A 25,897-nucleotide genomic window follows, 5' to 3' on the forward strand; every position below is an offset into this window, starting at 1 on the left:
GCCGACGCCAAAAAACGGCAATTATAGTTGTAACGATTCCGACTTTTCGTAACCACTGGCCCCGTCAGCCGGGGGAACCGTGTTACGAATACATTCCGACTTTCTATCGCACTGTGAGCCTCACTATGATTTCTCAATCGATTTTTAAGGCCTATGACATCCGTGGCGTCATCGGCAAGACGCTCGACACCGACACCGCACGCGCGATCGGTCGGGCGTTTGGCAGCGAGGTGCGTGCGCAGGGCGGCGATGCGGTGGTGATCGCGCGGGACGGCCGTATTTCGGGGCCAGATCTTTCGGCGGCGCTGGCCGATGGCCTGCGCGCTGCGGGCGTGGATGTCGTCAACGTGGGCATGGTGCCCACGCCGGTCGGCTATTTCGCGGCCAGCGTGCCGCTCAAGCTCGCCTCGGGCGAGCGCAGCATCGACTCGTGCATCGTGGTCACGGGCAGCCACAATCCGCCCGACTACAACGGCTTCAAAATGGTCCTGCGCGGCAAGGCCATCTACGGCGAGCAGATCCAGGCGCTGTATCAGCGCATCGTCGACGAGCGTTTCGAGTCGGGCGCGGGCACCTATGCCGACTACGATATCGCCGATGAATACATCGCGCGCATCGTGGGCGACGTGAAGCTCGCGCGCCCGATGAAGATCGTCGTGGACACCGGCAATGGCGTGGCGGGTGCGCTCGCGCCGCGTCTGTTCAAGGCGCTCGGCTGCGAACTGGTCGAGCTCTTCACCGAAGTCGATGGCACCTTCCCGAACCACCATCCGGATCCGGCTCACCCTGAGAATCTCCAGGACGTGATCCGCGCGCTCAAGGAAACCGATGCCGAAGTGGGCTTCGCGTTCGACGGCGACGGCGACCGCCTCGGCGTGGTGACGAAGGACGGCGAGATCATCTACCCGGATCGCCAGCTCATGCTGTTCGCGGAGGAAGTGCTTTCGCGCAATCCGGGCAAGCAGATCATTTACGACGTGAAGTGCACGCGCAATCTCGCGAAGTGGGTGAAGGAGAAGGGCGGCGAGCCGCTCATGTGGAAGACGGGCCACTCGCTCGTGAAGGCGAAGCTGCGCGAGACCGGCGCGCCGCTGGCGGGCGAAATGAGCGGCCACGTGTTCTTCAAGGACCGCTGGTACGGTTTCGACGACGGCCTGTACACGGGCGCGCGCCTGCTCGAGATCCTGACGCGCGTGGCCGACCCGAGCAAGCTGCTCAACGGCCTGCCGAATTCGCACTCCACGCCGGAACTGCAGCTCAAGCTCGAAGAGGGCGAGAACTTCGCGCTGATCGCGAAGCTCCAGCAGAACGCGAAGTTCACGGGCGCCGACGACGTCATCACGATCGACGGCCTGCGCGTGGAGTATCCGGACGGCTTCGGTCTCGCACGTTCGTCGAACACGACGCCGGTCGTGGTCATGCGTTTCGAGGCCGATAACGATGCAGCGCTTGCGCGCATTCAGGCCGACTTCAAGCGTGTGATTCTGGCCGAGAAGCCGGATGCGAAGTTGCCGTTCTAATGCCTGAACGGTTTTTTGCGCTGTCCCGACGTTTGATCTCTTTAACGTCCGCCTGATTCCGCGCTAACGCGGCAATCCAGAGCCAAAGCGGCGCCGTGCGGTTCTCCCGCCCGGCGCCGCACTGTTTTCGGAACCGGCTGTCAGGGCGCTGATTCCAGCGCCCATATCCGCACTTTCTTCCCGCTTTTTCGCTTAACTTCGTTTGACGCGCTAAAATTGCGGACCTTTTAATCAGTCCGCCTATTTCTGCCTTGAGCGTGCAAAAGATCCTCATCGTGCGCGTGTCGTCGCTTGGCGACGTCGTCCACAACATGCCCGCCATCGCCGATATCCGGCGGCGGTATCCCGACGCCCAAATCGACTGGCTCGTCGAAGAAGGCTTCCAGTCGCTCGTCGAGCTCGTGCATGGCGTGCGCCGCGCAATTCCGTTTTCGCTGCGCCGCTGGCGCAAGGGGCTCTTCTCGGCGGCCAACTGGCGCGAGATTGGCGCGTTCCGCCGCGCGCTCGCCGCCGAGAAGTACGACCTCATGATCGACTGCCAGGGGCTTATCAAGACCGCGTGGGTAGCGAGCTGGGCGCGCGGGCCGCTCGTCGGCCTCGGCAATCGCACCGACGGCGCGGGCTACGAATGGCCGGTGCGCCTGTTTTACAACCGCTCGATCCGCATCGAGCCGCGCACGCACGTGGTCGAGCGCACGCGCCAACTGGTTGCGGGCGCACTGGAGCTGCCGCCGCCGCAGCCCACCGACGACATCGAGTTCGGCCTCGACACCTACCGCGCGGCGCAGGCGCTCGCGGGCGTCGGCCTGAATCTGCCGGTGCCCTATGTGGTGTTCGTGCACGCCACTTCGCGCGCGGACAAGCAATGGCCCGAGGCGCACTGGATCGAGCTGGGCCAAGCGCTCGTGCGCCGCGGCGCCTCGATCGTGCTGCCGTGGGGCAGCGAGGCCGAGCGTGCGACGAGCGAGCGTCTTGCCAAAGAGTTCGGCGAGGCGGCCATCGTGCCGCCCAAGCTCGCGCTGCCAGCCGTAGTCGGCCTGATCGACGGCGCGGCGGCCACGGTGGGCGTGGACACCGGTCTCGTGCACATCGCGGCGGCGCTCAAGCGCCCGACGGTCGAGTTGTACAATTTCGCGACCGCCTGGCGCACCGGCGGCTATTGGTCGCCGAAGGTCGTCAATCTCGGCACGGCGGGGCAGCCGCCCACGCTCGCGCAGGTGAAGGGCGCGCTGGCGGGCTTCGGCCTGCTTTGAGCAGGCTGCGCGCCCGAGGTCACATTAAGTCACATCAAGTCGCATCAGGTCGCATTAAGGCACGTAAAGGCATGTCAAGGCGCGCCACGCGGCACGCGCGGTATAAGGGTCGGCGCCGGGCATCCCGCCAGGCAACCCGATCCATCGCTTCCCAGGGGCGACTATGAACGAATCCCAGATTATCGAAATCACTTCCGCCGACTGGCACGGCCAATATCTTTCACAGCCGCGCGAGACGCTGCTCGATGCCGTCGAGCAGGGCAAGGTCCTGTATTTCCCGAAGCTCGAGTTTCCGGTCGAAGGCGGCGAGCGCGCGCTGCTCGATCCGGCAATTGCGGACCCCAAGCGCAAGAACATCAGCCTCGACCCGAATGGCGGCGCGCTGCGCGGCGTGCTGGGCGACACGGTCACGCAGTCGGCAGTGCGCGCGTTGGTCGCGCGCTATCAGGCCTGCGCGCGCACACTCGTCGACGGGCTCTTTCCCGAGTACAGCGGCAAGCTGCGCGTGGCGCCCACGAGCCTGCGCCTGCATCAGGTGGAAACACGCCAGACCTCGTGGCGCAAGGACGATTCGCGCCTGCACGTGGACGCCTTTCCGTCGCGCCCGAACTATGGCGAGCGCATCCTGCGCGTGTTCACCAACGTGAACCCGAACGGCGTGCCGCGTGTGTGGCGCGTGGGTGAGCCGTTCGAGGACATGGCGCGGCGCTTCCTGCCGAACATCAAGCCGCAGATGCCGGGCTCGGCCTGGCTGCAGAACCTGCTGCACATCACCAAGTCGCCGCGCAGCGAGTACGACCACCTGATGCTCCACCTGCACGACAGCATGAAGGCCGATCTCGACTATCAGAAGACGGCCCCGCAGGAGACCATCAACTTTCCGCCGGGCTGCGTGTGGGTCTGCTTCTCCGATCATGCGTCGCATGCGGTCATGTCCGGCCAGTTCATGATGGAGCAGACCTTCTTCCTGCCGGCGAAAGACATGGTGCACCCGGAATGGGCGCCGCTCGGCATTCTCCAGCGCATCAAGGGCAAGGAACTCGTTTGAAGCCGGGCTTGAATTTCATCGCGGGTTCGCTCGCCTGGGCGTGCATGATGCCTCGCATCGCGGAGGCCCGATGCTAAGGGCCGTCTATCGCGCGGCCTGGTGGCTGATCGCGCCGCTCGCGGTGCTGCGTCTTTTCGTCCGCTCGCGGCGCGAGCGCGGCTATCGCGAGCATATTGGCGAGCGGTTCGGTTTTGGCATCGGGCGCGTGCCCGAGGACGACGCGCCGCTCATCTGGGTGCATGCGGTGTCCGTGGGCGAGACGCGCGCGGCGCAGCCGCTCGTCGACGCGCTGCTGGCGGCGCGCCCCGACGCGCGCATCCTGCTCACGCACATGACGCCCGGCGGACGTGCGGCGGGCGAGCAGCTATTCGGCGATCGCGTGCTGCGCTGCTATCTGCCGTACGACATGCCGCGTGCCGTGCGGCGCTTCCTGCGCGCCTGGCGTCCGTCGCTCGGCCTCGTGATGGAGACCGAGGTGTGGCCGACGCTCATCGACGAATGCAAGCACGCCGACGTGCCGCTCGTGCTCACGAACGCGCGCATGTCTGCGCGTTCGTTCAAGCGTGCGGCGAAGTTCGGCGCGCATGCGCGCGAGGTGTTCGGCGGCTTCACGCGCGTGCTCGCGCAAAGCCCGGCGGATGCCGAGCGCCTCTGCGCACTGGGCGCGCGCAATGTGAGCGTGCTTGGCAATCTGAAGTTCGATATGGCGAGCCCCGCCGCGGTGGTGGCGCGCGGGCGCGACTGGCGCCGCGCGATCGGGTCGCGGCCCGTATGGGTGGCGGCGAGCACGCGCGAAGGCGAAGAGGAGTTGGTCCTGCAGGCGTTCGCGACGCTGGGTGTAGAAGACGCGCTGCTGATTCTCGTGCCGCGCCATCCGCAGCGCTTCGACGAGGTGGCCGCGCTTGTCGCGCGCAAGAATCTCAAGCTCGAGCGGCGCTCGCGATGGGTCCAGAATCCGGCTCCAAATCCGACGCCAACTGCTTCGAAGGTGGGCTCCGCCGCGCCGCATGAAGGCGTGCGCGCGTTGCCGCAGGACGTGAACGTGCTGCTTGGCGACTCGATGGGCGAGATGGGCGCGTATTACGCCGCCGCCGATCTTGCGTTCATCGGCGGGAGCCTGTTGCCGCTCGGCGGCCAGAATCTGATCGAGGCGTGCGCGGTGGGCGTGCCCGTTTTGATCGGCCCGCACGTGTTCAACTTCACCCAGGCCACCGCCGACGCCGTGGCGGCCGGCGCGGCGTTGCAAGTGCAGGATCCCGCCGATCTCGCGCGCGCATTGCGCGAGCTCTTCAACGACAAGCCGCGCCGCGTGGCGATGGCCGCGGCAGCAGCGGCGTTCGCGGCGCGCCATCGTGGGGCGACCTCGCGCACGGTCGACATTTTGCAGACGCTCGTATTCGACATATGACTTCGTGCGCGAATGCGCACGAGCACCTGACGTCTTTGGGTGATCAACTTTCGGTGTCGGCTGGCCTGTGGGTCGATCGTTTCATCTTCGCAACCATCAAAGGGCTTGCTGAGAAATTCGACTGACTGGGGCTGGAAGAGGTAGTTCTCGGGGTCGGGTGTTTGCGGACCCGTTCGCGATTGCCAACGAAGCGCCTAATCGCGCAATGGCGCCGTGTGCGCTACATAACGACTTCCATGCGGCACGCTCCCCAGTTACAGAAGTGAGACCTGCTCGTACGTTCGTGCCTGACAAGTCGCTTGCATGGCTGCCTGGTATTCGTTGTTCAGCTCGGTCGTCGCATTTCGCGCAGCTTCAGTTATCTGGGCGTCGATCGCTTGAATCTGCTTGAGCGCACTGAGTGTCGCGGACGGCGGCTGCGCGGAAAGTGACATAATCAGCGGTGAGCGCTCGATCGCAAGTTGCGACGCCTGTTCCCATTCGCCCACGGCCACCGCCTGTTCGATAGCCTTGGTGAGTTGCGAGATGCGCTCGATGTCGGCTAAGGCTTGCATGGAGTGTGGTCTCGTTTCCGTCAGTTCTTGTTGGTGGCCATCGCGCCCGCGCTGTTCTGGCCGCCGAATAGCTGCGTGAGATATTGCTGGTTGTTGCTCATCGTCGCCATCAGCGTATTGAGCGCCGTGAATTGCGCGGTGTACATGCTGGTGAGTTGCGACTGATACGTGGCGAGCGAAGCCTGCTGCGTCGAGAGATTCGTCAGGTCCGTGTTGAGCGCCTTGGTGCGCGTCTGGATCGCGCCGCTGCTCGACAGATAGCTCGTGATATTGGTGTTCAACTGCGCGGCCACGCCGTTGGTCGAGCTGAACAACTTGGCCACCGTGGCCTGGTTGTTCTGCAGCGCGCTGCTCAATGTGCTGCTGTCGACCGCGAGCGAACCGTCGGCATTCAGCGTCACGCCGATTGTTGCGAGACTCGTGGTGGTGTTGCCGTTCTTCACGCCCGTCGCGACGATCGAGGCCAACTGGTTGCGCACGAGGTTCAGCGTGGAGTCGCCGAGCAGCACGCCCTGCGAAGTCGCGGTCGAACTGTACGCGGTGAGCGTGCCCATGGTCGTCACGAGCGTGTTGTAGAGCGTGACGAAATTGTTGATCGCATTCGACTGCGAACTCGTGTCCTGCGCGATCGTGAGCGTTTGCGGCGACGTGCCCGTGGCGTCCACCGATGCGGCGCTCAGGCTCAAGGTGACGCCCGCGAGCGCGGAAGTCACCGAGTTCGTTGCGCTGGTCACGCCGGTGCCGTCGAGCGTGAAGTACGCATCTTGCGCCGCGGTGGTCTGGGTCCAGTTGGGCGTGGCTGGCGAGCCGGAAGTCTGTACGTTGCTGAGCGTCGACTGATTGGCCTTGAGCTGCGCGCTGGTCGCGCTCGCGTTGCCGCTGAGCGACGTGCCGGGATTGCCGGTCACCGCCAGGCCGTTCAACGGGTCGCCCGAGGCCGTATCGCTGACCTGGATGCTGATGGCGTTCTGCGATCCGGTAGCGTTCGCGTGCAGCACGAGGTGCGCGCCATCGGCGCCGTTCACGACCGTGGCCGTCACGCCAGGATTGTTGCTCGCGCTGTTGATCGCCGCCGCAATGCCGGAAACTGTGCTGTTGCTGCTGTTCAGCGAAATCGTGGTGCTCGCGCCGCCAATCGACAGCGTCATCGTGCTCGGCACCGAAGCGAGCGGCTGGCTCGCGCCATAGCCCCTCGACGTGAGGACCTGCGCGGTCGCGATCTGCGCGACGTCGATCGAATACGTCCCAGCCACCGCTCCGGTGGTCGCGGTGGCCGCAATGCCGGTGCCGCTCGTGCTCGCCTTGAAGGCGTTGACGGTCGTGCCGTCCGAGAGCGAGCTGAGGCCCGCCTGCAGCGCCGAAAGCGCGGCCGAGAGCGTGCCGTATGCGGAAATCTGCGTGTTGTCCAGTTGCGCCTGCGAGGACAGTGTCGCGGCCTGGCCCGCGATCTTGCTGTTGACGAGCGCCGTGACGAGCGAGCTCACGTCCATCGACGAATTGCCGGTCGAGCCGCTGATGACCGACTGCGCGGCTTGCTGCAGCGCGCTGTTGGCCGATGCTGCGGCGCTGGAGGCCAGATTCGCGTTCGAGGTACCGGATACGGTGGACATGAAGGGGCTCCGTGCGTCGGCGATGCCGGGTGAATCGGTTCAAATACGGTTCGGGTTTAAAAACGCCAAACGGGAGGCGATCCTCCCGGTTGGCAAGCGCCGCGCGCCCCGGGTATGGCGGGCGGAACGCGCGGCGCGTACTGCTTGACTCACATGAAGCGCTTGTTACTGCAGGAGCTTCAGGATCTGCTGCGGCTGCGAGTTTGCTTGCGCCAGAACCGAGATACCGGCTTGTTGCAGAACCTGGGCCTTCGAGAGGTTAGCCGTTTCTTGTGCGAAGTTGGCGTCTTCGATCGACGACTGGGCGGTCGCCAAGTCGGTCGACTGGGCTTGCTGCGACGCACCGATTGCGCTGAAGCGGTTTTGCGCAGCGCCGAGCGTTGCCTGAAGGTTATTCACCGTTGCAAGCGCGTTGTCGATCGAGAGCATCGCGTTGTTTGCACCTGCTTGCGTGCCGATGTTGATCTTGTCCACCGTGTTAGCGGTAGCGACGTTTGCCACCACGATACCGCTGTCCGTGACACCCGTGCCGAGTGCCGCGCCCAGTTTAGCGGAAGTCGTAACCGGGGGGCCGCCAGCGGGTGCAGTATAGCCCAGTGCGGTCTTGACCTTCGCCAGCACCCCAGCCGAAAAAGCAGCGCCGTTTTGATCGGTAAAGGTCAGATCGCCTGCGCCGTCCGACTTGACCGTGACCGCAGTAATGTCACCGACCTTACCCGCCACGGCATCCACACCGGTCGTGGAGTCGATGTTCAGGCCCGTAATCGTACCGAGAGTCGTGCCCGCAGCCGGTGCCAAGGCCGGATTCGTACCTTCCGCTGTGTTGATTGCTGCCAGTTGAGTAGCCGACTGGTCCAGCGGACCACCCGACTTGATTTGGAGCACGCCACTTGTGCTTTGCGTGAACAGGGCTGCACCCGTGAAAGCCACAGAGTTGCTATTTTGGTCGGTCAGAGTGTAGCCGCCGTTACCGTCCGACACGATGTTCAGTTGTGTGACTGCGGGGGTAGTGCCCGCTGCCGCTGCCGTGCCGGTTGCGGTGAGCGAAACAGCCATCGAACCCAGAACGTTGCCCTTCTGGATATTTCCGCCGCCGATTGTGGCCGCGCTCATGTTTTGGGTCAGACCCAGCGAAATCGTCTGGCCGACGTTAGCGCCAACCTGAAACGACACATTGCCCATCGTGCCATTCAGGACATTCATGCCGTTGTACGTCGTTTGCGACGCAATACGATTGATTTCTTGAAGCTGCTGATTCACTTCCTGTTGCAGAGCGGAGCGATCGTCTGCCGTCATCGAGCCGTTGGAAGCTTGCGTTGCCAGTTGGCGGACACGTTGCAGGCTCGATGTCAGCGAGGCCAGGCCCGACGAAGCGGTTTGAACGATGGAGATACCGTCGTTCGAGTTCGACACGCCCTGGTTCAGACCGTTGATCTGGGTCTGCATGATGTTCGAGATCGCAAGACCCGCTGCATCGTCCGCTGCGCTGTTGATGCGCTTGCCCGACGAGAGGCGCGTAATCGCTTGCGACAGCGCGCTGCCAGAGCCGGTCAGGTTCTGTTGCGCGACGAGCGAGTTGATATTGCTATTGATTCCGAGCATGGAAATTCTCCTGATTGGGACTGAGCCCGTTTGCGCCACGGCGACCGTGGCGTCGGCGGACTGTCAAACGCGTTGTTTCGACCGCCATGCCTAGGCTAACGACCTTTCACCACGGAACTTTAGAGGGACACATGTAAAAACTCGTCTGTTGCCGCCGTGGGGACAATAAGCCCCTCGGAGGCGATACCAGACGAACAGGACCGAAGTACGCCGTCTTTTCAGCGGATGCTCTTGCCTGCGGATATGAGACGCTCGCCTATTACGAATTTCATGTCATACGCTTCTCGAACATGTCCATGCCCACAAATGCTGCCGAGGATGGCGAGCGTCCCGCCTCGGATCGGGACGCTTTCAGTCAGGTTGCCGCAGCGCGCGCGCGCGCACGGCGGGAGGAGCTGGGTCTCTCGTGGGAGGCGCTGGGCGCGCTCAGCGGACTGGACAGCTCAGCCCTTGGCCGATGGGAGATGAAAGGGATTCCCCGCTCACTGACGGATCGTGAGCGGCAGGCTTGGGAGCGTGCCCTGGAGGTTCCCTCGGGATGGCTGTTCGGGGCTGACGAGAAGGCAGCTCCAGGCGCCCCCCATGCCGAGGCAGGCCCGCGCGCGCGTGCGCGCAGGGATATGCTCGGGATAACGCGCCGCGCCGTCGCCGCGAGGATCGGGATTTCAGTCGACACGCTCGCGCGCTGGGAGCATGAGGGTGTTCCGACACGGATCAAGGGCGCCCAGGTCGCAGCATGGGAGCACGCACTCAGGGTTGACGCTGGCTGGCTGCTTGGCGAGGCATTTTCTACCGTCGCAAAGACTGCCCGGCCGCGCGTCGTCTGCCCCGCGATAGACGCTCGCTCGGCAATCATTGATGTGACTGCTCGTATTGCTGCCGTCCAATTCGAGAGGCTTGCCGCAGGCGATGCGCGGGTTGAGCGCGAGCGCGTAAGCGCGAGGATATTTGCGCAGCGCTACGGGGTTGACCCGCAAATGAGCACCTCGCTTGCTGCGATCGCTAAACAGCACGGTATTGTCGAGTCGCGTGTCAGCCAAATCCTTAAGGCACTTAACACGACTGCACAGGGGCTCGACATCGATGCCGTTGTATTTGAGCGTATTCGCGAACAGGCAGACCCGCATCTGCCATGCACTTTGGATGAGCTGGAGGCGCTGCTGCGCCCGTTGCTCGGTGAGGGACTAAAACTTGAGGATGTGGGGCGGTTCAGCGTCGACATCCTGGGCAAGCCCCTGCTCGCATTTGTTAAACGCCGTGTCAACGGGCGACCGGAGATCATGGTGACCTCGCCGGACGCGGGGGACTCGGTTGCCGATGTCTCAGTGCACGACACCGCCATTGGCGAGATGGCTCGCGCCATGATCCGGACTGCGGGCGTTGCCCACATGGGCTTGCTCAAGACCTATGCCCTGGAAGAGGGGTGGGCGACGGAGGTAATCGCCAAGATCCGGGCCGTGCTTGAGCGGACAGCGGGGTTCGAGTGGCTTGAAACACCTGAGGGCGGTAACCCACAGTGGTTCTGGTTTCAGGGCTATGCGACCGAGCGCAATCTCATCCTTGACGCGACGAGACGGGTGCTCGCCGTGGCTGCGGGGCTCGTCTCGTTCGATGACATCGTGGGTGCGATTGGCCGACTTCGGACAACGCGGGCGCGGCGTGCCGTGTTCTCGCCAATGTTTGATGTTCAGCCTCCAACGCGAATCATCTGGGCGCTGCTGCAGCGACAATCCTGGCTATCCGTGCTCAGTCCGGAAGCCGGTATTCGATCTATTCAGAACATTCACCCGCACGACGTGTTGCCACCGTCGGAGCTAATCGTGTATGAGGCTCTGCGTGGAGCCGGTGGCGTGGCGACCCGTGCATGGTTGTTCACTCATCTGGTCAGAAGCGGCCGGATGGACGAAACAAGCTTTCGCTCTGTGGTCCTTTGGGCTCCGTCCGTTACGCGACCTTACCGCGGGGTGTATGCGATACGGGGGATCCAGCCCGATCCGAGTGTCCTTGCAGAGGCGCTTCGGGACAGTCTCGCGCGTACAGGTTCACTGTTACCGGTGGAGCTGGATATGGACGCCGGGCGCGCGGTTTTCCATCAAGTCGTCAATGACTGGCATGTGCGGGGCGGTTGGGTGACGTTACCCGCTTCACTTGCGGCCCATGTGCCGCAAATGCGATATGCAGTTCATCCCGATGGGGGCGAGATTGAGGTTTGCTCGAGCGAGAGGGCCGCGATCGTGATCAAAGGGATATCTCGCATTCTGCATGCGCGCGGCCTGGGTGTGTGCGACGTCATCAGGCTGACGTTCGATCTGCGTGCCAATCGTCTGCTCGTGGACCTTGTAGCGCAAAACGAAGATGCTGAAGATACGTTATCGACGCCTCAGTTCGATGATTGAGAAAAGAGGTGGCTCCGGTTCGATATCTGTCAGATTCATTTTTCCCATGACCGGTATCTGAACACAGACGGGGTGCCAACTCAGTGACGCAATCGACTAGCGTGTGTTGAATCCGACCCGGGTCATCACCCCCCAGGACTTGTCTTTGCGCAGGAACTGCCACCAACCGAGCATGCGCCAGTAGCTGTTCAGCTGACGGTAGCCAAAATTCTCAACGACGGCGGCCAGCGCCAGCCGCAGCAAGTCGCCCAGACGCGGGTATGGGTGCGTTGCAAGTTCGGCCAGCACGAGCGACGAGACGCTGAGAAACATGCCAAAAAGAAAGACCAGCGAAAGGAACGCCTTGAGGTACGAGACATTGATCCAGGCGAGGGCCCAGAAGGCAGGCAACATGATATAGCCCGACAGTTCGGCGAGCGGCCCGAGAACATCAACGATCAGGATCTGCCCCATGCCGAGCCAGCCGATACGGCCGTAGCTGGACCGGAACAGCATGTCTCGCTGCTTGAAGAACACTTCCAGCGCACCGCACTGCCAGCGGCAGCGCTGCCCCTTCAGCACGCGCAACGATTGCGGCGCTTCCGTCCAGCAGATCGGATCGGTCAGGAACGCGATGTTGTACGCTCGGCGCTGATCCCGCAAATGCCGGTGTATCTTGATCACCAGATCGAGATCCTCGCCGATCGTATCCGTCCCGAAGCCGCCGACCTGAACCACCACGTCGCGCCGGAACAGGCCGAACGCCCCCGAAATCAACATCAGCGCGTCCACGCCGCTCCAGGCGACGCGTGCCAGCAGGAACGCGCGCAGATATTCGATGGACTGCACGAGCGGCAGGAAGCGCCGCGGCGCGCGCATCTCGACAACCCGTCCGCTCTGAATGCGGCACCCGTTCGCCACGCGCACCACGCCGCCGACTGCCACCGTTCGTTGCGGGTCCTCGACGAAGGGCCGGACAATGCGCAGCAATGCGTCGGACTCCAGCAGGGAGTCCGAGTCGATTGCGCAGAACAGCGGCGCCCGCGCCAGGTTGATCCCGGCGTTCATCGCATCGGCCTTGCCGCCGTTTTCCTTGTCTATGACGAGCAGGTTCGGATGGACGCGCGATACATAGATGCCGCGAATCAGCTTATGCGTGACAACCGCGTCAAACGTGCGCTGGGTTGGCATCAGCTCGAACGCGTCGGTCAGCACGCCCAGCGTATTGTCCGTCGAGCCATCGTTGATGACGATCACTTCGGTCAGCGGATACTCGAGCGCGAACAGCGCCTTCACACAGTCGACGATCCCCAACTCCTCGTTGTAGGCCGGTGCCAGCAACGCGATCGGAGGGGCGCTCGCGCCATAGCGGCGCCAGAGCTGGATACCCCCGCTTTTCGCGCCAGGACGGATCATGCCACCGATCGCGGCGACGATCTGGAACAGGGACAGCGCGTTCTGCAACACGTTGACGGTCAATATCACGGTCACGATGCCATGCACGACCAGGGACAAGATGTCATTCGCGCTCACGATGCAATCTCCTTGCGCTCCAGCAACGTCAACGCAGCGACGTCGCGCGCCACAGACGGCTCGCCCTGCGCCGCGCGCTCCAGAATGTGGTAACCGCGCCCGCCTTCCATCGCGAGGGCCTCCGCCGCCCGGAACCGGCCCCACCAGTTGGTGTCGCTCAACAGTGTCTCGATCTCTGGGTCGAGGGCTTCGACATTGATCTTTCCCGCCGCTTCGACTGCCGCCACCCTGACATACCACACGTCATCGCACAGTAGCGCCCGCAGCGACGAAGCGGCGAGTGGATGATGCAAGTGGCCCAGCGCACGCGCGGCCGCCGCTCGTACGTCAGGCTGCCGCGATCGCGAGGCGCACGTGAAGACAGGAATCAGCGCGTAGTCGCCGGACGCGGCCAGCGCGCGGATGGCCACGCTGCGAAGCCGTGGCAGCACCTGATCGTCCGCGACGAGCGCGATCAGATCCGACATCTGACGGCTCGCCAGACGCTCGAACAAATCCTGGGTCAGCATCGAGCCGGTCAATCCGCCCAGCTTGTCGATGACCTGTTTCAACGGCACGTGAAGTCCCCGTCGCGCCAGCGCCCAGGCGGCTGCAAGGCATACCGTGGCTTTGCGGTCCTCGAGGGCGCCGATCAAGGCGCGGGCCGAGACGTCATCTTCAAACAACGCGAGCGATTCCGCCGCGCGCCGCCGTATCCCCGACCGGTGCCGTCGCAAGTCGCGCACCATGCGCTCCTCCAGCCCCAACCGGTTGGCCAGTCGTATCAGCCGGACATGCTCATCGCCGAGCAACTGGCCTGCGAGCCTGAGTACCAGCGACGTCAGCAGTGCCGGGTTGCGGCGCGCAACGCGTTCGACCTCGGCGAGGCCCGCTTCCGGCCCGACGAGCCAGACGATCAGCTCATGCGACAGCGCCTGCGCCAGCTCCGTATCGCGCGACGCCAGCCACCCGCGCACCGCATGGGTGAGCAGCAGCATCCCCAGCATCAGCAGCGATATGGCGCTGAGCGCGAGCGATACGGTCTGGATCGATTTGAGCATTGGCGCGTCGGCCTAGAATTTTGCGGTCATGCCGAGCCCGACCACGTTGCGGTCGTAAAGTTGCGGCCGCAACTCGCGCGCTGCCGAGACGTTGATCGCGAGCGAGTCGCTCACGTCGAATACGGCCCCTGCATAGAAACCGCGGGTCTTGACGGTCACACCCTGGTCCGTCTCGGGCGCATTGGCGAACCCTGCCAGCAGACGCAGCCGGCTCCACGCCTGCCAGTCTGCGCGCAGCGAATATCCCGTCAGATAGCGGTCTTGTTCGTCCACCGAGTTGATCCATTTCGCTGTGACCCATAGCTGATCGTTGCCGAGATACTGGATCGCGCCAAGGTTAGCGGACCAGATCCGCCCAGTCTCATAGAGGGTGTAACGCGCATCGAGCGTCGCGTAAGTCGACTGCTTGCCGGCCGCCCGATCGAGCCGCCATTGCAAGCCGGTGCCGGCCGCCACTTTCGGCAAAATCGATGCGTCCGGTGTGCCGCCGCCATAGGCGTAGACGCTCAACCTGTCGGAATACCGATGATCCAGCCTCGCCTCGGAATAGACGTTGGTCGTATCGAATCGTCGACTCACGTCCGTACCGGCGGAAATCACGTTGCGCTCGTCCATCGAATATGCCAAACGGACGGCGCCTTCCTTCCAGGGTGGCGCTCCGTTCGACAGGCTGCTGTATTCGCCGTTGACGTCCAGACGGAATCGCGGGTGATCCGGCAATGTGACGCGTTGCGGCGCCACGGAATCTGGCGCCAGCACGGCTGCTTCCCGGTAGGCCGCGCGTGCCTCGTCATCGCGCCATTGCTCGCGCAAGCTGTCGCCAAGGCCGATCAACGCCGCCGCGTTGCCCGGTTGCTCCTGTGCGAGCGCGCGATATTCCGACTCGCTGTTCCGGGCGTCGCCCCTGGCGAGCAGCAGGCTAGCGTGCAACTCGCGCGCCTCGGCATCATGCGGGGCGTCGTGCAAGACGGCATCGACCTGCGCGAGCGCCGTATCGATGTCGCCGCGCCGCTCGGCGATTCGCGCGAGCGCGAGACGTGCATCCCTGTATTCGGGCGCCAGCGACAGGACGCGCTGAAACAGCCGGGCTGCGTCGTCGTCGCGTCCTTTCGCCATCAGCACCAGGCCTTTCTGCAGCAGCACGTCGACATTGTCTGGCGCAGCGGCCGCCGCGCGAGACAACAGGTCGAATGCTTCGTCCATGTGCCCGGCCAGTCGCGCCTGCACGCCGGCCTGATACAGACCGGCGATTTCCGCCGCGGAGAGGCCCGGCTCACTTTGGGCGGCAGCCGCCGGCAAGCAAGCACAGATCAGCCAGGCCGTGAGCACGCAACGGCCTGCGAATGGAACCGGATTGACCATCAGGCACGCTCCGGCGGCGACACGATGCGTGCAATGCGGGACTGCAACTCGCTGAGTGAGAACGGCTTTCTCACGTAGTCTTCCACGCCCCACCGAAATGCGTTGACGACATCGGCTTCCAGCGTGCGCCCGGTAATCATGATGACCCGCGTGTGTGCGAGCGCGCCGTCCTGATTCATCTTGCGCAGCAGCGCAAAACCGTCGAGGCGCGGCATCATTACGTCCAGCAACGCCATCGACGGCCTTTGCTCGCGTATGAGTTCGTACGCAGCCTCGCCATCAGGCGCGGACAGCACCCGGTAACCCCAGATCGCGAGTTTGTGCTCGAGCAGCTCACGAAGGAGCGCGTCGTCTTCAGCAATGAGAATCGTTGGTAAATCCGACATTTGCGCTTTCAGGACCATGGCTGTTGTGGCGGCGGGATGACAAGAGAGACTCGGCGCATTGCCGGCAAATGACATTTGATCAACGATCCAGCAGCCCGTGGAACGCGATGCCGGCATAGTTCGGCCACGCGCGAAACACGGGTTGCAGGCTGGCAGAGACGCTCAGCAGACGATCCGCATCGCCGAGGAAACTCACTTTGCCTGCATCGATTCGTTCTCTGCGCTGCTCGACATACCCGATGCCTCGCTCCAGCATGGTGGCGTGATCGAAGCGTAAGGCGACCATCTTGCCGTCCTCGGGCACCAGCCATAGCGTGCCCACGCCGCCGGGCGGCACGGGTGCGTAAGTCTGTGTCCATTCGTCCTGCAGCGGGCCGTTTTCCAGCGCGACGCTGACCGGAAAATTCCGGACTGCGCCCCACGCCAGCAAGGGCGCGGCCACGCGCTGCACTTGCGCGGCATCGGTGCGATACGCCATGACGGTCAGCGAGCGCCCGGTTCGACCGATCTGGTCAAGCACCTCGTTGCCGCCCGGCGCGTCGGGCAGCCAGAATGGCACGACCGTATCAAGCGGCAGGGCCGCCGCCTCACCGAGCGCGGCGGTGGTCTTGCTCCACGCGTGCATCACCGCCTGCGGCTCGATGCGATAAGCGGGTAATTGATACGGTTCGATGTCGTATTGAACGCCGTTCAGTCGGGCCGGTTCAGCCGACAGGCGCTGATACTGTTCGATGGCCCTCAAGCGTGCCACCGCCTGTTCTCGCCCCTTGTCTGTGACCATTTCTGGGTCGCCTTCGACCGCCCAGACCTGGATGTTGGCTCCGTGCGCGCGCGCCACGAAATCCCGCAGCGCGCCGGCGTCGCTCACCTGAGCATCAGCGATCGGCAACGCGATGTAAAGGCGCGACACCTTGTACCGCAACGCGTCCGCGAGCAAGTCACCTCCGCCGTCTTCCCATCGATTGCGTTGCCACACCCACGCGGCACGTACGCCTTGCGCCGCTGCGGCACGCGGTGAGAGATGCACGTCAATCACGTCAAGACGAGCGCCATCGGACGGACACACCAGCACGAGGTTTTGATCGATGTTCGCTGTCCCTTCACGCAACGTCGCCAGATCGATCAGGCCAAGGACCCGCCCAGTGCCGACCGTTGGCTGCAGCGGGTAAAGAGCACCAGGATCGCGCCCGGCCGGCGCAATCCCCCACTGAAAACCGGTGCTCCCGCTCCCTGCCAGCACGACAGCGCCCGCCGCGGCACGCGGCCATCGGGTGTCACGGTGCTCCAGAACGATGCCCGCGGGCTGCCGGCCAGGCCGGCAGGCGATCATGACTGTGTCACCTTCGCGATTGCGGATTGCGCTTGCCCGTTCTTCCTGCCCGAATGGCCGGAACGTGAGGTCGGGCAAAAGCGGCGTGTTGAACATCAGCATGTCGGGATTGGCTGGATCGCCGGGCGAGGCCGGTCCGATCGCCGTCGGCACGAATCGACTGTCGTCGACGATGCCTGACACGGCGATCGGGGCGCCGGCAGTCGTCCCCACCGGCGCCAGCCACGCAGACCACTGCAGTTGCGAGTCCTTCGGCAGATTCAACTCGAAACAGTGGGAGGAAGACGCGTCCGGCCGCCCTTTATCACCAAAACACTGCAGACGGGTTGTTTGGGTGTGCGCGGACGCGGATGCCATAACGGCCGCAGTCGCAGCAATCCACAGCATGATTGAAAACTTCATTCTTCCTACTAATTGAGTTTGGCCGATTCGATGACTGCCACGAGAAGGAATACGACTTTCTTCACCGAAAGCCAGACAGCCGCTCCGGATCGTGCCCGCTCCATAGCCAACCACCCCCGATGAATATGTGATTTGCCGGGCAACCGACTCCTGCCGACCTGCCGACCCGCCGACGAACGCGACAAGCCAAAGGCGTGCACTCAGGACGACATCCCGTCGCCAGAGTGGCGTATTTTCTCTCAATGCCCAGGTGCTTGAACAGTCTCGGCGGGTGAGAAGGTGACAGTCATTTAATCGATTCGCTAGCTTGTTAGCCGCAATCATGGTAAGGATCTCGGGGGCTTTGCGGTCACGGTTGCAGACCCGTTTCCGGTTGTGATGCGCTCCATTAGCACGTCGCTCGCATACCATCTGATGGCCGCGCCCCTGAACCGGTTTTCGCTACGAATTGCCCTCCTGAGGCGCGTGCCTGCATCGTCTTCGACGCCGTGGCGCGTCAGTTGGCGGATGTCTCCAGAGTGGCTGTCTTCCACCGTCATTGAGCGTGACGGGCCCCTCCCTGACCTCCAGCGTCGGACCGCAGCCCCTGCCGCGCAAGCGGTTTCGTGTACGCCCGTGATGGCGTGCCATCTGCAGGGTGCAAGTTCCTGCCGGAGCTGGCCACCGCGCCGTCGCTGAAGGTAGCCCGTCAATCTGCCGGGAGGCCCCATTTTCCCAGCGTGGTTGGCATCTGCTCGGTTTCCGGCGCCAAAGCCTCTTCCCGTTCCGAAGATATAGCGACACGATCCGATCGGTTTTGTCGTATGACTTATCAACCTTACGCAAAACCGGCCGTCTGGCTCGACGGTCCAGATGCCCTGCTCGTGCATTACCGTCCCCGCATGAGAAAAGAACCGGGGAAGTGCGCCGGATCGTGCTGCTCGGCGACTCGATGGGCGAGATGGGCGCGTATTACGCCTCCGCCGATCTCGCGTTCATCGGCGTAAGCTTGCTGCCGCTGGGCGGCCAGAACTTGATCGAGGCGTGCGCGGTGGGCGTGCCCGTGCTGATCGGCCCGCACGTGTTCAACTTCACCCAGGCCACCGCAGACGCCGTGGCGGCCGGCGCGGCGCTGCAAGTGCAGGATCGCGCCGATCTCGCGCGCCTTGCGCGAACTCTTCAACGACAAGCCGCGCCGAGTCGCCATGGCCGCGGCTCGCCGTCGCATTCGCGGCGCGTCATCGCGGCGCCACGGGGCGCACGGTGGACGTGCTTGCCACGCTGTTGCCCGAGCGGGCGTCGGCGTCGTTCGATCTTTAATGGTCGGCTCAGAACGCAAGACGCGGCGCGACATAGCCACCGTAGTCTGACGTGGAGACGCCGGTTCCCTGGGTCCGCATCGTGTAGCCTGCTACGAAGTGCCCCTGGATGTATTTGCTGTTCTGACCGACCGAGCTGTCGATATATAAAGCGGCGAATGCGACGATCGGGACGGACGTCTTGCTCGCAATTTGCGTGCCGACCGGCAGCAGGACAGTGGTTCCGGTGGGGACGTTGCTATAGATGACATCCTTGACGCCCGGCTGGACGTAGATGTTGTCTCCGATTGACAGCGAGGTCGGATTGCCGGAATTGATCAGATTGATGATCGCCGTCGTGTCGTTGGCCATCGTGTTGAACGACGTCCACTGTCCCGCCTCGCACGACGAGCCATAGGTTTGACCGTTGCCGATCTGGAACTCGTAAGGCTGGCCTGTCGCGTCGACTTTGGGCGCATTCGTTGTCGAGTCCCAGTACTGGTTGTACACGCACTGATCCATGACCACGGGAAAGAGCGATCCGGCCGGCACCGTGGACGGCGGTGCGATGATCGCGACGGCCGTTGCGCTGTCGGCCGTCGTCGGCACGCCGAGCAGCGAGCCGAGCAGCAGCGACACCAGCCCGCCGTTGCTCGAGGCATTGCGGGCGATCGTCACCTGCACTGCGGGTTCGAGCATTTGCCCCGATGGCGCTGGCAGCGTGACCTGGCTTGGGGCGAGCAGCGTGGGCGAGGATGCCGCGACGTCCCAATATCCCGCTTTGACCGCGCCGCTGGAGAGCGTGACGCCATCCGACTTGTTCAACGCGATGGCGGTCGTGGCGGACGCGGCCGCCGCCGTCCAGTTCGGTCCGCTCGTGCTGCCTCGGGAGAGCGCCCCGGCCCCGGCGAGTGCCGCCGCGTCAGCGCCGTTTTGCAGCTCGCCGCTGACCGTGAAGACACGCGGCAAGTCGATCGCAAAGGCGCCAATGATCAGCAGGGCAGTGAACGTCAACAGGAACCAGAGCGTGACCGACCCGCGCGAGCGCGATCGTGCCGGTTCCAACGGGTGCGGGTGCGGGCGCCGGCCGCGGCGCACCGGCGACGGATAGCGGGCGGCTGCTGCCCGGCCCGGAGGCACGCGGGACGGCGCGCTGGAAGACACGCGGGAACGCACGCGCTTATTCACAGTTTTTCACCGCGACGGCGGTAACGGTGATGGGGCCTGTCAGCACGCTCAACGCCGAGCCGAGCACGACCCCGTTGTAGGTGTACGCGATGCTCACCTGAAGCGGATTGCTGCTGCCGGCCGTTGCGCAGCCCCCTGCGGGGCTCACCGTCACGGTTGGAGGCGTGGCGGTGCCGCTGGTCACCAGACCGTTGTTCGTATAGGCGAGCGCGACATTCCTGATCTGGGTTTGCGTGTAGGTCGGCACGCGCAGCACCACGCCCTGGCGCGCCGCTTCCCCGGCGGCATTCGTGATGACGGCCTTGTCGCAAAGGAGCATGCTCACGTCGACGATGCCAAAGAGCATCATCAGCAGGAACGGCAGCACCAGCACGAATTCGAGCGAGACGACGCCGCGCGCATGAACGCGGGCGCCGGGGCTCGCGCGCCCGCGCGCCTTCATTGGAGCGCTCCGACACGCGCGACGCTCGCTGCCGATACCGGCTGGGTGTGTGCGGCGCCCGCGGCGCTCGCATCTGGCCCGGCGGCGGCAAGGCGCTCGCGCAGTTGCCGGTAGAAGCGCAGATTGTCATCCGCCGAGTCGGGCGGCATGTCGGTGACCAGGATACGCCTCGCGGCCTCGTTGTTGCCGAGCAATCCGTAGGCCAGCGCGAGGTTCTCGCGCGCCTGGGGCGGCGCGTCGGGCAAGCCCGCGACATCGAGCAGGACATTGGCGCCGGCGCGCACGTCACCCGCCAGGATGAGCGAGAGGCCCAGGTCCGCCTTCAGGCCTGCGACTTCGGGGTGTTGCTGCAAGGCGGCTTGATAGACCGCTTGCGCTTGCGCGTGCTTGCCTTCGAGATCCAGCGTCGCGCCCAGGCCTTCGGCGGCTACGGCATGCTCAGGGTGAGCCGCGAGCAGTTTCCGGTAGCGCTGCTCGGCTTCGTCGAGCCGTCGCTGGCGCAGCGCGACGCGTGCGAGCCCGAGCATGGCGCGCGCATCGTCCGGCGCACTGGCTGCAACCCGCGCATAGAGGACGCCGGCGCGCGCGAGATCGCCACTTTGATACATCGCGTCGCCGAGGCCGAGCTGGGCGGCTTTCGATTGCGGATCGGCCTTCAACTGCTTGCCGAAAAGCGATATGGCCAGCTGCGTATCTCCGGCTTCGAGCGCGCTTTCGGCGACATGCATGTCGGCTTGCGCATCGGGCAGGTGCGTGGCGGCAGGCTGCGGCGTCACGAAGTGATTGCTGGCGCATCCCGTGGCGAGCAGCGCGGCGGCCAGCGGTGCGAGCAGCGTCAGCAGCGCGGTGAGTGTCCTGCGCGCAGGCATGGGTCGAGATGGGATCAATTTGAACTCCTGCATTCCTGAAGCGCTCAATGGCCGCGAAACACGGCGATGAGCCGAATGACGGCCGGGCCCGCCGCAATGAGCGAGACGGTCGGCATGATGAAAAACATCATCGGCATGGTCATCTTTGGTGCGAGCTTGGCGGCCTTTTCCTCGAGCGCGACCATCTGCATGGCCCGCTCGGTGCGCGACAGCGTGCGCAGCGATTGCGTGATCGGTGTGCCGTACTTTTGCGACTGCACGAGGGTAGTCACCAGTGCGCGCATGGTGGACAGGCCGACTCGCGCCGACATCGCATTGAGCGCCTGCGCGGTGTCGCTGCCGATGCTGAGTTCGTCCGCCGTGACCGTGAATTCATCGGCGAGCGGCGGGCAGATCACGCGCAGCTCGCGCGCCACGCGCTTGATGGCGACGACGAGGCTATTGCCTGCGTTGGTGCAGACAACGAGCAGGTCGAGCGCATCGGGCAGCGCGGCCGCGATGGCGCGGCGGCGATGCCGGACGAAGAACGCGAGCGCATATTCCGGCAACATCATGCCGATGACGAATGCGCCCGCCATCAGCAGCGCCCGGATCACGAATATCTGGCCGGCCGCGGGCAGATGCCCGCCAAGGGCGATGGCGCCGAGCGCGAAACAGGCGCCCACGACGATCTTGAGCCCCGAGAGAACCGCCACCGCGCGGTGGTCGCGAAATCCCGCGCTGGCAAGACGCATGGCGACTTTGGCGCGGTCTTCGGCCTGCACGACCGGCAGCCGCTCGCCGAGGGCGGCGATGCGTCTTGCGAAGCGCTGCGGCATGCGTTTGGCGACATCGGCCGTCGCGCTGCTGTCGACGCCCATGACGCCCACGCGGGCCACGGCTTGCCGTGTGCGCTGGGCAATGCGCGCGCGCTGGCCCTTGTCGCGCATGGCGAGCCACAGCGTGAAGCCGGCAAGCAGGACGAGCAAGGCGGCATTGCGCCAGAAGTCGGCGTTCATCATCGCGAGGTGTCCAGGTTCGAAATCTTGTTGATGAGCCACAGTCCGATCGTGAGCAGCACGGCGGCGAGGGTGAGGATCTTGTGTCCGGCCCGGGTATGCGTGAGCATGTCCAGGTAGGGCCGATTCACGATGTAGATAAACCCCATGAGCGCGAACGGCACGGCTGCAATCATCTTGCTCGCGAGCCGTCCCTCCGCCGTGAGCGCCTTGCTTTTTGCGCGGATGTCGCGCCGCATGCGCACGATCCCCGAGAGGTTCTCGAGCGTATCGCCGAGATTGCCGCCCGTTTCGCGCTGCAAGATCAGGCAAACGGTAAAGAACGAGAAGTCGGCGAGCCGCATGCGCGCTGCTGCCTGTTCGAGCACGTCTTTCAGGTCGGCGCCAACGAGCAGGGCATCGCCCATCGCGCGAAAGGTCGTCCGAACCGGCTCGTCGCTTTCGACCCCTGCCACGCAGATCGCCTGCACAACGGGAATGCCGGCGCGCACCGCGCGGATGATGAGGTCGATCGTATCGGGAAAGATCGCGAGAAAGCGGTTCCTGAAACGCGCGATCAACCACTGGTAGGCCGCGCGCACGACAAGCACGGGGATGACGATGCAGCCGAGCACACGCAGTACGGGTCCCACGGGAGCGAGCGCGGTGCCGATCACCGACGCAATGAGCGCCACGATCGCGACGACGTAAAGCGCGCGAATGCCGCCCGGCCCACTGACCGTATGGATGCGTTCGTGCCAGGCCGGGATGATCGCAAAAAGGGCGTCCTGATTCGCGAAGCGGCGCTTGGGCTGCAGCAGTTGCGCCTGCTGCTTCGCGTCGTGCTCGACGAGGGCGGCCTTGCTCTCATCGCGTACCGTGATTACGCGCGCGCGGATGCGCGTGCGCGGCTGCTGGCGGGCGATGCTGCGCAAGGAATGGACGATGAGCCCGACCATCACGAGAGCAAAGAAGGCGCCAAAGCCGATGATGTCTGCGGATCTCATGATTGCATCGCCGTGAGCAGCGCCTCTTCGAGGCCGAAGTAAGCCGCGCGCTGAGCGAACACGGGACGCAGCGACGAGCATTCGAACGTCCCGCGCACCTGCTCTTCGTAAGCGGTGCCGTTGTAGCGGAAGGTGAACAGGTCCTGCGTGATGACGACGTCGCCTTCCATGCCCGCGATCTCGGTCACGTGGGTCACGCGCCGCACGCCGTCACGCATGCGCTCGACCTGCAGGATCAGATGGACGGCGCTGGCGATCTGTCTGCGAATCGACATCAGCGGCAGATTGCCGTTGGCCATCATCACCATGCTCTCGAGCCGCGTGATCGCATCGCGCGGGGTGTTCGCGTGGATCGTCGTCATCGATCCGTCGTGGCCCGTATTCATTGCCTGCAGCACGTCGAATGCTTCAGTGCCGCGCGTCTCGCCGAGGATGAGCCGGTCCGGGCGCATACGCAGCGCGTTGCGAACGAGGTCTCGCTGCGAGATGCCGCCCAAGCCTTCGCTGTTTTCGGGGCGCGTCTCGAGACTCACGACGTGCGGCTGCTGGAGTTGCAGCTCGGCGGCGTCCTCGATCGTGACCACGCGCTCGGCTTCGTCGATGAAGCGCGAGAGCGCATTGAGCAGGGTGGTCTTGCCGGAGCCGGTGCCGCCCGATATCACAACGTTCAGGCGGCACGCGGTGGCGATGCGCAGCACGTCCACCATCTGCGTCGAGATATTGCCCTGCTGCGCCATGCGGCCGAGCGTGATGTTGCGTTTGGCGAACTTGCGGATCGAGATCGATGCGCCGCGCAGGGCGATCGGCGGCAGCACGACGTTGACGCGGCTGCCGTCGGCAAGACGCGCATCGACCATCGGACTGCTTTCGTCGACGCGCCGCCCGATTGCCGCCGCGATGCGCTGCGCCACGTTGATGACGTGCGCGTTGTCGCGAAACTTCAGCGCCGTGAGCTCGAGGCGGCCGCCGCGCTCCACGTAGACCTGGTCCGGCCCGTTCACGAGAATGTCGGTGACGCGCTCGTCGGCGAGCAGCGGCTCGATCGGCCCGATGCCGAACATGTCGTTGAGAATCTCGTCGACGGCGAGCGTCTGCTCGGTCAGCGTCAGCGACAACCGCTCGCGCGCCGTCGTCTCGGCTGCGATCTGCTCGATGCCCGTGCGCACTTCGGCGCGCGACATCATGAGCGCCGCCGACATGTTCATCGATGAAAAGACGGCCGAACGAATCGCCTTGAACGTCTCGGAGCGGATCAGCGCTTCGTGGCGGTCCGCGCTCGAGAGGCTGGCGGCGGCGTGCGGCCCTGCCAGCGAGGCCAGCGGCGCCAGCGGCGCTTCGCGCTTGCCTGCTTGCGGCTCGGCGGCAGCGGCGGTGCAGGCCGCGCTGCCTGGGTCATCGGCGGATGCGGCGGATGCCGCTGATGCCGCTGATGCGCCTGAAGCGGGCGAGGGGCCGCCCGCGAGGGGGTTGCGGCGGCCGAACATCAGCTTGCCCTCCGCATGGGCACGAGGCGCTTGTACCACGGCTCGCGTGGCACGGCCGCCTCGCTGCCCGTGATCGCATTGGCGAGCGACACGATGGCCGCGGCGAACGGCGAGCGTTGTGCGTTGGCAAGCGTTGGCGCTTCGCCGAGGTTTTCCGCGAGCGCGAGGCTCTGCGGCTCATAGGGCAGCGAATGCACGGAGCCGCGTGCGAGCGCGGTGATGAAATCGTCCTCGCGAACGCGTCCGGACACGGGTTGCCGCGCTTCGTTGAGCAGCACCGTGATGCCGGGCGCGCTGTCGAGCGTTTGGGCAAAACGGCAAAGGCGTGCGGCTTCGCGCGCCGAATGCACGGAGAGATCGGCCACCACGTGGATCGTCGAGCTCGCGTCGAGGGCTTCCTCGACGACCCGGCCGGCGCGCCCCGGCAGGTCGAGCATGATGTAGTGAAAGTGGTGCTTGAGCATCGCGACAAGCTCGCCTAGCGCGCCCTGGCGCAGCATGAACTCCTGGTTGTACGGAAGTTCCGAGGCCAGCACGAGCAGGCGGTCGCTCTGCGCGACGAACGCCTGATTGATCAATTGCTGATCGAGCCGCTGCGGGTTTTGCAGCAATTCGATGAGGCCGTTGTTGGCGGCGACGCCGAGCATCGAAGTGGCCGCACCGCCGTAAGGGTCGAGGTCGATGTAGGCAATGCGGCGCCGCGTTGCATCGGCGAGATGAGACGCGAGCGCCGTTGCGATCGTCGTGACGCCGACGCCGCCTCGCGCGCCCACGAACGAGAGCACCTTGCCCATGCGCGTCGACCCGCCGCCGCCCGTGGAGGTGAGCGCGCGCCGCACGAGCTCCGCGGTGAGCGGCTTGACGAGATAGTCATGCACGCCGATGTGCAACAGGCTGCGAAAGAGCCCGACATCGTTGCGCTCGCCCACGACAATGACGGCGACCGAAGGATCGACGGCCTCGGCGAGCCGCGTCAGATCGGAAATCGGCATCGTCGATCCGGTGATATCGACGATCAGATGGCGCGGCGACTCCTTGAGCGAAGACATGATCGCGACCGCATCGTCGAGCGAGCCGGGCGTGACATGCGAGGTCGCGATGCCCTGATCGATGACGACGCTTTTGATGACTTCCGTGCTTTGCGCGTCGGCGACGACGGCGATGAGTTTTTCGGCGCCGGACGGCTGTGCCCGGCGTTTGAGGATGGTCGATTCGAAAACGCCCATGGGT

The 25,897-nt window shown here is 64.6% G+C and carries 20 protein-coding genes and 1 pseudogene; 6 read left to right on the forward strand and 15 right to left on the reverse strand.

Going from position 1 to position 25,897, the window contains the following annotated elements:
* The first annotated feature begins 125 nt into the window (after positions 1 to 125).
* From P5W98_RS03775 to waaA, 4 genes are all read left to right on the forward strand, one after another.
* Entirely contained in the window at positions 126 to 1,520 is a 1,395-nt protein-coding gene (locus P5W98_RS03775) for a phosphomannomutase/phosphoglucomutase (protein ID WP_035527533.1), read from the forward strand.
* A 251-nt stretch (positions 1,521 to 1,771) separates the two neighbouring features.
* Positions 1,772 to 2,773 (forward strand): lipopolysaccharide heptosyltransferase I, encoded by a 1,002-nt coding sequence (waaC, locus tag P5W98_RS03780; protein ID WP_421042333.1) that lies wholly within the window; start codon positions 1,772 to 1,774, stop codon positions 2,771 to 2,773.
* A gap of 163 nt (positions 2,774 to 2,936) precedes the next feature.
* Complete coding sequence (locus P5W98_RS03785) at positions 2,937 to 3,821, forward strand: Kdo hydroxylase family protein (RefSeq protein ID WP_434718338.1); 885 nt, start codon at positions 2,937 to 2,939, stop codon at positions 3,819 to 3,821.
* Positions 3,822 to 3,891: 70 nt separating this feature from the next.
* Complete coding sequence (gene waaA, locus P5W98_RS03790; protein ID WP_434718339.1) at positions 3,892 to 5,229, forward strand: lipid IV(A) 3-deoxy-D-manno-octulosonic acid transferase; 1,338 nt, start codon at positions 3,892 to 3,894, stop codon at positions 5,227 to 5,229.
* A 254-nt stretch (positions 5,230 to 5,483) separates the two neighbouring features.
* Here the strand turns inward: waaA and P5W98_RS03795 are convergent, their stop codons facing one another.
* The 3 genes from P5W98_RS03795 to P5W98_RS03805 form a co-directional block, all read right to left on the reverse strand.
* Positions 5,484 to 5,783, reverse strand: coding sequence for a flagellar protein FliT (locus tag P5W98_RS03795; protein ID WP_434718340.1), 300 nt, complete (start codon positions 5,781 to 5,783; stop codon positions 5,484 to 5,486).
* A 20-nt stretch (positions 5,784 to 5,803) separates the two neighbouring features.
* Positions 5,804 to 7,393 carry a flagellar filament capping protein FliD gene (gene fliD, locus P5W98_RS03800; RefSeq protein WP_434718341.1) on the reverse strand — a complete coding sequence of 530 codons (1,590 nt, stop codon included), beginning with the start codon at positions 7,391 to 7,393 and terminating at the stop codon, positions 5,804 to 5,806.
* A 165-nt stretch (positions 7,394 to 7,558) separates the two neighbouring features.
* A complete protein-coding gene (locus P5W98_RS03805) occupies positions 7,559 to 8,995 on the reverse strand; it encodes a flagellin (RefSeq protein WP_434718342.1) in 1,437 nt (478 codons plus the stop codon).
* 290 nt (positions 8,996 to 9,285) lie between these two features.
* Between P5W98_RS03805 and P5W98_RS03810 the strand changes: the two genes are divergently transcribed.
* The gene (locus tag P5W98_RS03810) at positions 9,286 to 11,391 is read left to right on the forward strand and encodes a helix-turn-helix domain-containing protein (protein ID WP_434718343.1); all 2,106 of its coding nucleotides are present in this window, start codon (positions 9,286 to 9,288) and stop codon (positions 11,389 to 11,391) included.
* Between the two features lie 96 nt (positions 11,392 to 11,487).
* Here P5W98_RS03810 and P5W98_RS03815 read toward each other — a convergent pair whose 3' ends face one another.
* The 5 genes from P5W98_RS03815 to P5W98_RS03835 are packed head-to-tail and all read right to left on the reverse strand — an operon-like array spanning position 11,488 to position 17,423.
* Positions 11,488 to 12,903: a glycosyltransferase family 2 protein gene (locus tag P5W98_RS03815; protein WP_434718344.1), complete on the reverse strand. Its 1,416-nt coding sequence runs from the start codon at positions 12,901 to 12,903 to the stop codon at positions 11,488 to 11,490.
* Complete coding sequence (locus P5W98_RS03820; RefSeq protein WP_434718345.1) at positions 12,900 to 13,943, reverse strand: HEAT repeat domain-containing protein; 1,044 nt, start codon at positions 13,941 to 13,943, stop codon at positions 12,900 to 12,902. Before P5W98_RS03820 ends, P5W98_RS03815 begins: the two co-directional genes overlap by 4 nt.
* Before the next feature lie 12 nt (positions 13,944 to 13,955).
* Entirely contained in the window at positions 13,956 to 15,305 is a 1,350-nt protein-coding gene (locus P5W98_RS03825; RefSeq protein WP_434718346.1) for a YaiO family outer membrane beta-barrel protein, read from the reverse strand.
* Complete coding sequence (locus P5W98_RS03830) at positions 15,305 to 15,766, reverse strand: response regulator transcription factor (protein WP_421073736.1); 462 nt, start codon at positions 15,764 to 15,766, stop codon at positions 15,305 to 15,307. The genes P5W98_RS03825 and P5W98_RS03830 overlap by 1 nt, the downstream gene beginning before the upstream one ends.
* Positions 15,767 to 15,770: 4 nt before the next feature.
* Entirely contained in the window at positions 15,771 to 17,423 is a 1,653-nt protein-coding gene (locus P5W98_RS03835) for a hypothetical protein (protein ID WP_421073737.1), read from the reverse strand.
* 913 nt (positions 17,424 to 18,336) lie between these two features.
* Between P5W98_RS03835 and P5W98_RS03840 the strand changes: the two are divergent.
* Positions 18,337 to 18,722 (forward strand): annotated as a pseudogene (locus P5W98_RS03840) (glycosyltransferase); the annotation flags it as partial.
* 8 nt (positions 18,723 to 18,730) lie between these two features.
* On the opposite strand, the gene P5W98_RS03845 reads toward P5W98_RS03840, so the two are convergent.
* From P5W98_RS03845 to P5W98_RS03875, 7 genes are all read right to left on the reverse strand, one after another.
* Positions 18,731 to 19,765: a TadG family pilus assembly protein gene (locus P5W98_RS03845; RefSeq protein WP_421073738.1), complete on the reverse strand. Its 1,035-nt coding sequence runs from the start codon at positions 19,763 to 19,765 to the stop codon at positions 18,731 to 18,733.
* A 115-nt stretch (positions 19,766 to 19,880) separates the two neighbouring features.
* Complete coding sequence (locus tag P5W98_RS03850) at positions 19,881 to 20,330, reverse strand: TadE/TadG family type IV pilus assembly protein (RefSeq protein WP_421042321.1); 450 nt, start codon at positions 20,328 to 20,330, stop codon at positions 19,881 to 19,883.
* On the reverse strand, positions 20,327 to 21,217 hold the full coding sequence (locus P5W98_RS03855; RefSeq protein ID WP_421042320.1) for a tetratricopeptide repeat protein: 891 nt from the start codon (positions 21,215 to 21,217) through the stop codon (positions 20,327 to 20,329). The genes P5W98_RS03850 and P5W98_RS03855 overlap by 4 nt, the downstream gene beginning before the upstream one ends.
* Before the next feature lie 26 nt (positions 21,218 to 21,243).
* Positions 21,244 to 22,200 (reverse strand): type II secretion system F family protein, encoded by a 957-nt coding sequence (locus P5W98_RS03860; RefSeq protein WP_421023355.1) that lies wholly within the window; start codon positions 22,198 to 22,200, stop codon positions 21,244 to 21,246.
* Positions 22,197 to 23,183 (reverse strand): type II secretion system F family protein, encoded by a 987-nt coding sequence (locus P5W98_RS03865; RefSeq protein WP_421023356.1) that lies wholly within the window; start codon positions 23,181 to 23,183, stop codon positions 22,197 to 22,199. The genes P5W98_RS03860 and P5W98_RS03865 overlap by 4 nt, the downstream gene beginning before the upstream one ends.
* The gene (locus P5W98_RS03870) at positions 23,180 to 24,667 is read right to left on the reverse strand and encodes a CpaF family protein (protein WP_434661978.1); all 1,488 of its coding nucleotides are present in this window, start codon (positions 24,665 to 24,667) and stop codon (positions 23,180 to 23,182) included. Before P5W98_RS03870 ends, P5W98_RS03865 begins: the two co-directional genes overlap by 4 nt.
* Positions 24,667 to 25,893: an AAA family ATPase gene (locus P5W98_RS03875; protein ID WP_434718347.1), complete on the reverse strand. Its 1,227-nt coding sequence runs from the start codon at positions 25,891 to 25,893 to the stop codon at positions 24,667 to 24,669. Before P5W98_RS03875 ends, P5W98_RS03870 begins: the two co-directional genes overlap by 1 nt.
* Positions 25,894 to 25,897: the final 4 nt, after the last annotated feature.

This window comes from Paraburkholderia sp. A1BS-2L, assembly GCF_051125205.1.
In the GTDB taxonomy this organism is placed as follows: domain Bacteria; phylum Pseudomonadota; class Gammaproteobacteria; order Burkholderiales; family Burkholderiaceae; genus Paraburkholderia.

Coding starts and splice junctions, on each gene's coding strand:
- P5W98_RS03785 (WP_434718338.1), top strand. CDS start 2,937: ATGAACGAATCCCAGATTATCGAAATCACTTCCGCCGACTGGCACGGC.
- P5W98_RS03775 (WP_035527533.1), top strand. CDS start 126: ATGATTTCTCAATCGATTTTTAAGGCCTATGACATCCGTGGCGTCATC.
- P5W98_RS03810 (WP_434718343.1), top strand. CDS start 9,286: ATGTCCATGCCCACAAATGCTGCCGAGGATGGCGAGCGTCCCGCCTCG.
- P5W98_RS03850 (WP_421042321.1), bottom strand. CDS start 20,330: ATGAAGGCGCGCGGGCGCGCGAGCCCCGGCGCCCGCGTTCATGCGCGC.
- P5W98_RS03795 (WP_434718340.1), bottom strand. CDS start 5,783: ATGCAAGCCTTAGCCGACATCGAGCGCATCTCGCAACTCACCAAGGCT.
- P5W98_RS03825 (WP_434718346.1), bottom strand. CDS start 15,305: ATGGTCAATCCGGTTCCATTCGCAGGCCGTTGCGTGCTCACGGCCTGG.
- P5W98_RS03830 (WP_421073736.1), bottom strand. CDS start 15,766: ATGTCATTTGCCGGCAATGCGCCGAGTCTCTCTTGTCATCCCGCCGCC.
- P5W98_RS03860 (WP_421023355.1), bottom strand. CDS start 22,200: ATGATGAACGCCGACTTCTGGCGCAATGCCGCCTTGCTCGTCCTGCTT.
- P5W98_RS03820 (WP_434718345.1), bottom strand. CDS start 13,943: ATGCTCAAATCGATCCAGACCGTATCGCTCGCGCTCAGCGCCATATCG.
- P5W98_RS03835 (WP_421073737.1), bottom strand. CDS start 17,423: ATGAAGTTTTCAATCATGCTGTGGATTGCTGCGACTGCGGCCGTTATG.
- waaA (WP_434718339.1), top strand. CDS start 3,892: ATGCTAAGGGCCGTCTATCGCGCGGCCTGGTGGCTGATCGCGCCGCTC.
- P5W98_RS03870 (WP_434661978.1), bottom strand. CDS start 24,667: ATGTTCGGCCGCCGCAACCCCCTCGCGGGCGGCCCCTCGCCCGCTTCA.
- fliD (WP_434718341.1), bottom strand. CDS start 7,393: ATGTCCACCGTATCCGGTACCTCGAACGCGAATCTGGCCTCCAGCGCC.
- P5W98_RS03865 (WP_421023356.1), bottom strand. CDS start 23,183: ATGAGATCCGCAGACATCATCGGCTTTGGCGCCTTCTTTGCTCTCGTG.
- P5W98_RS03805 (WP_434718342.1), bottom strand. CDS start 8,995: ATGCTCGGAATCAATAGCAATATCAACTCGCTCGTCGCGCAACAGAAC.
- P5W98_RS03875 (WP_434718347.1), bottom strand. CDS start 25,893: ATGGGCGTTTTCGAATCGACCATCCTCAAACGCCGGGCACAGCCGTCC.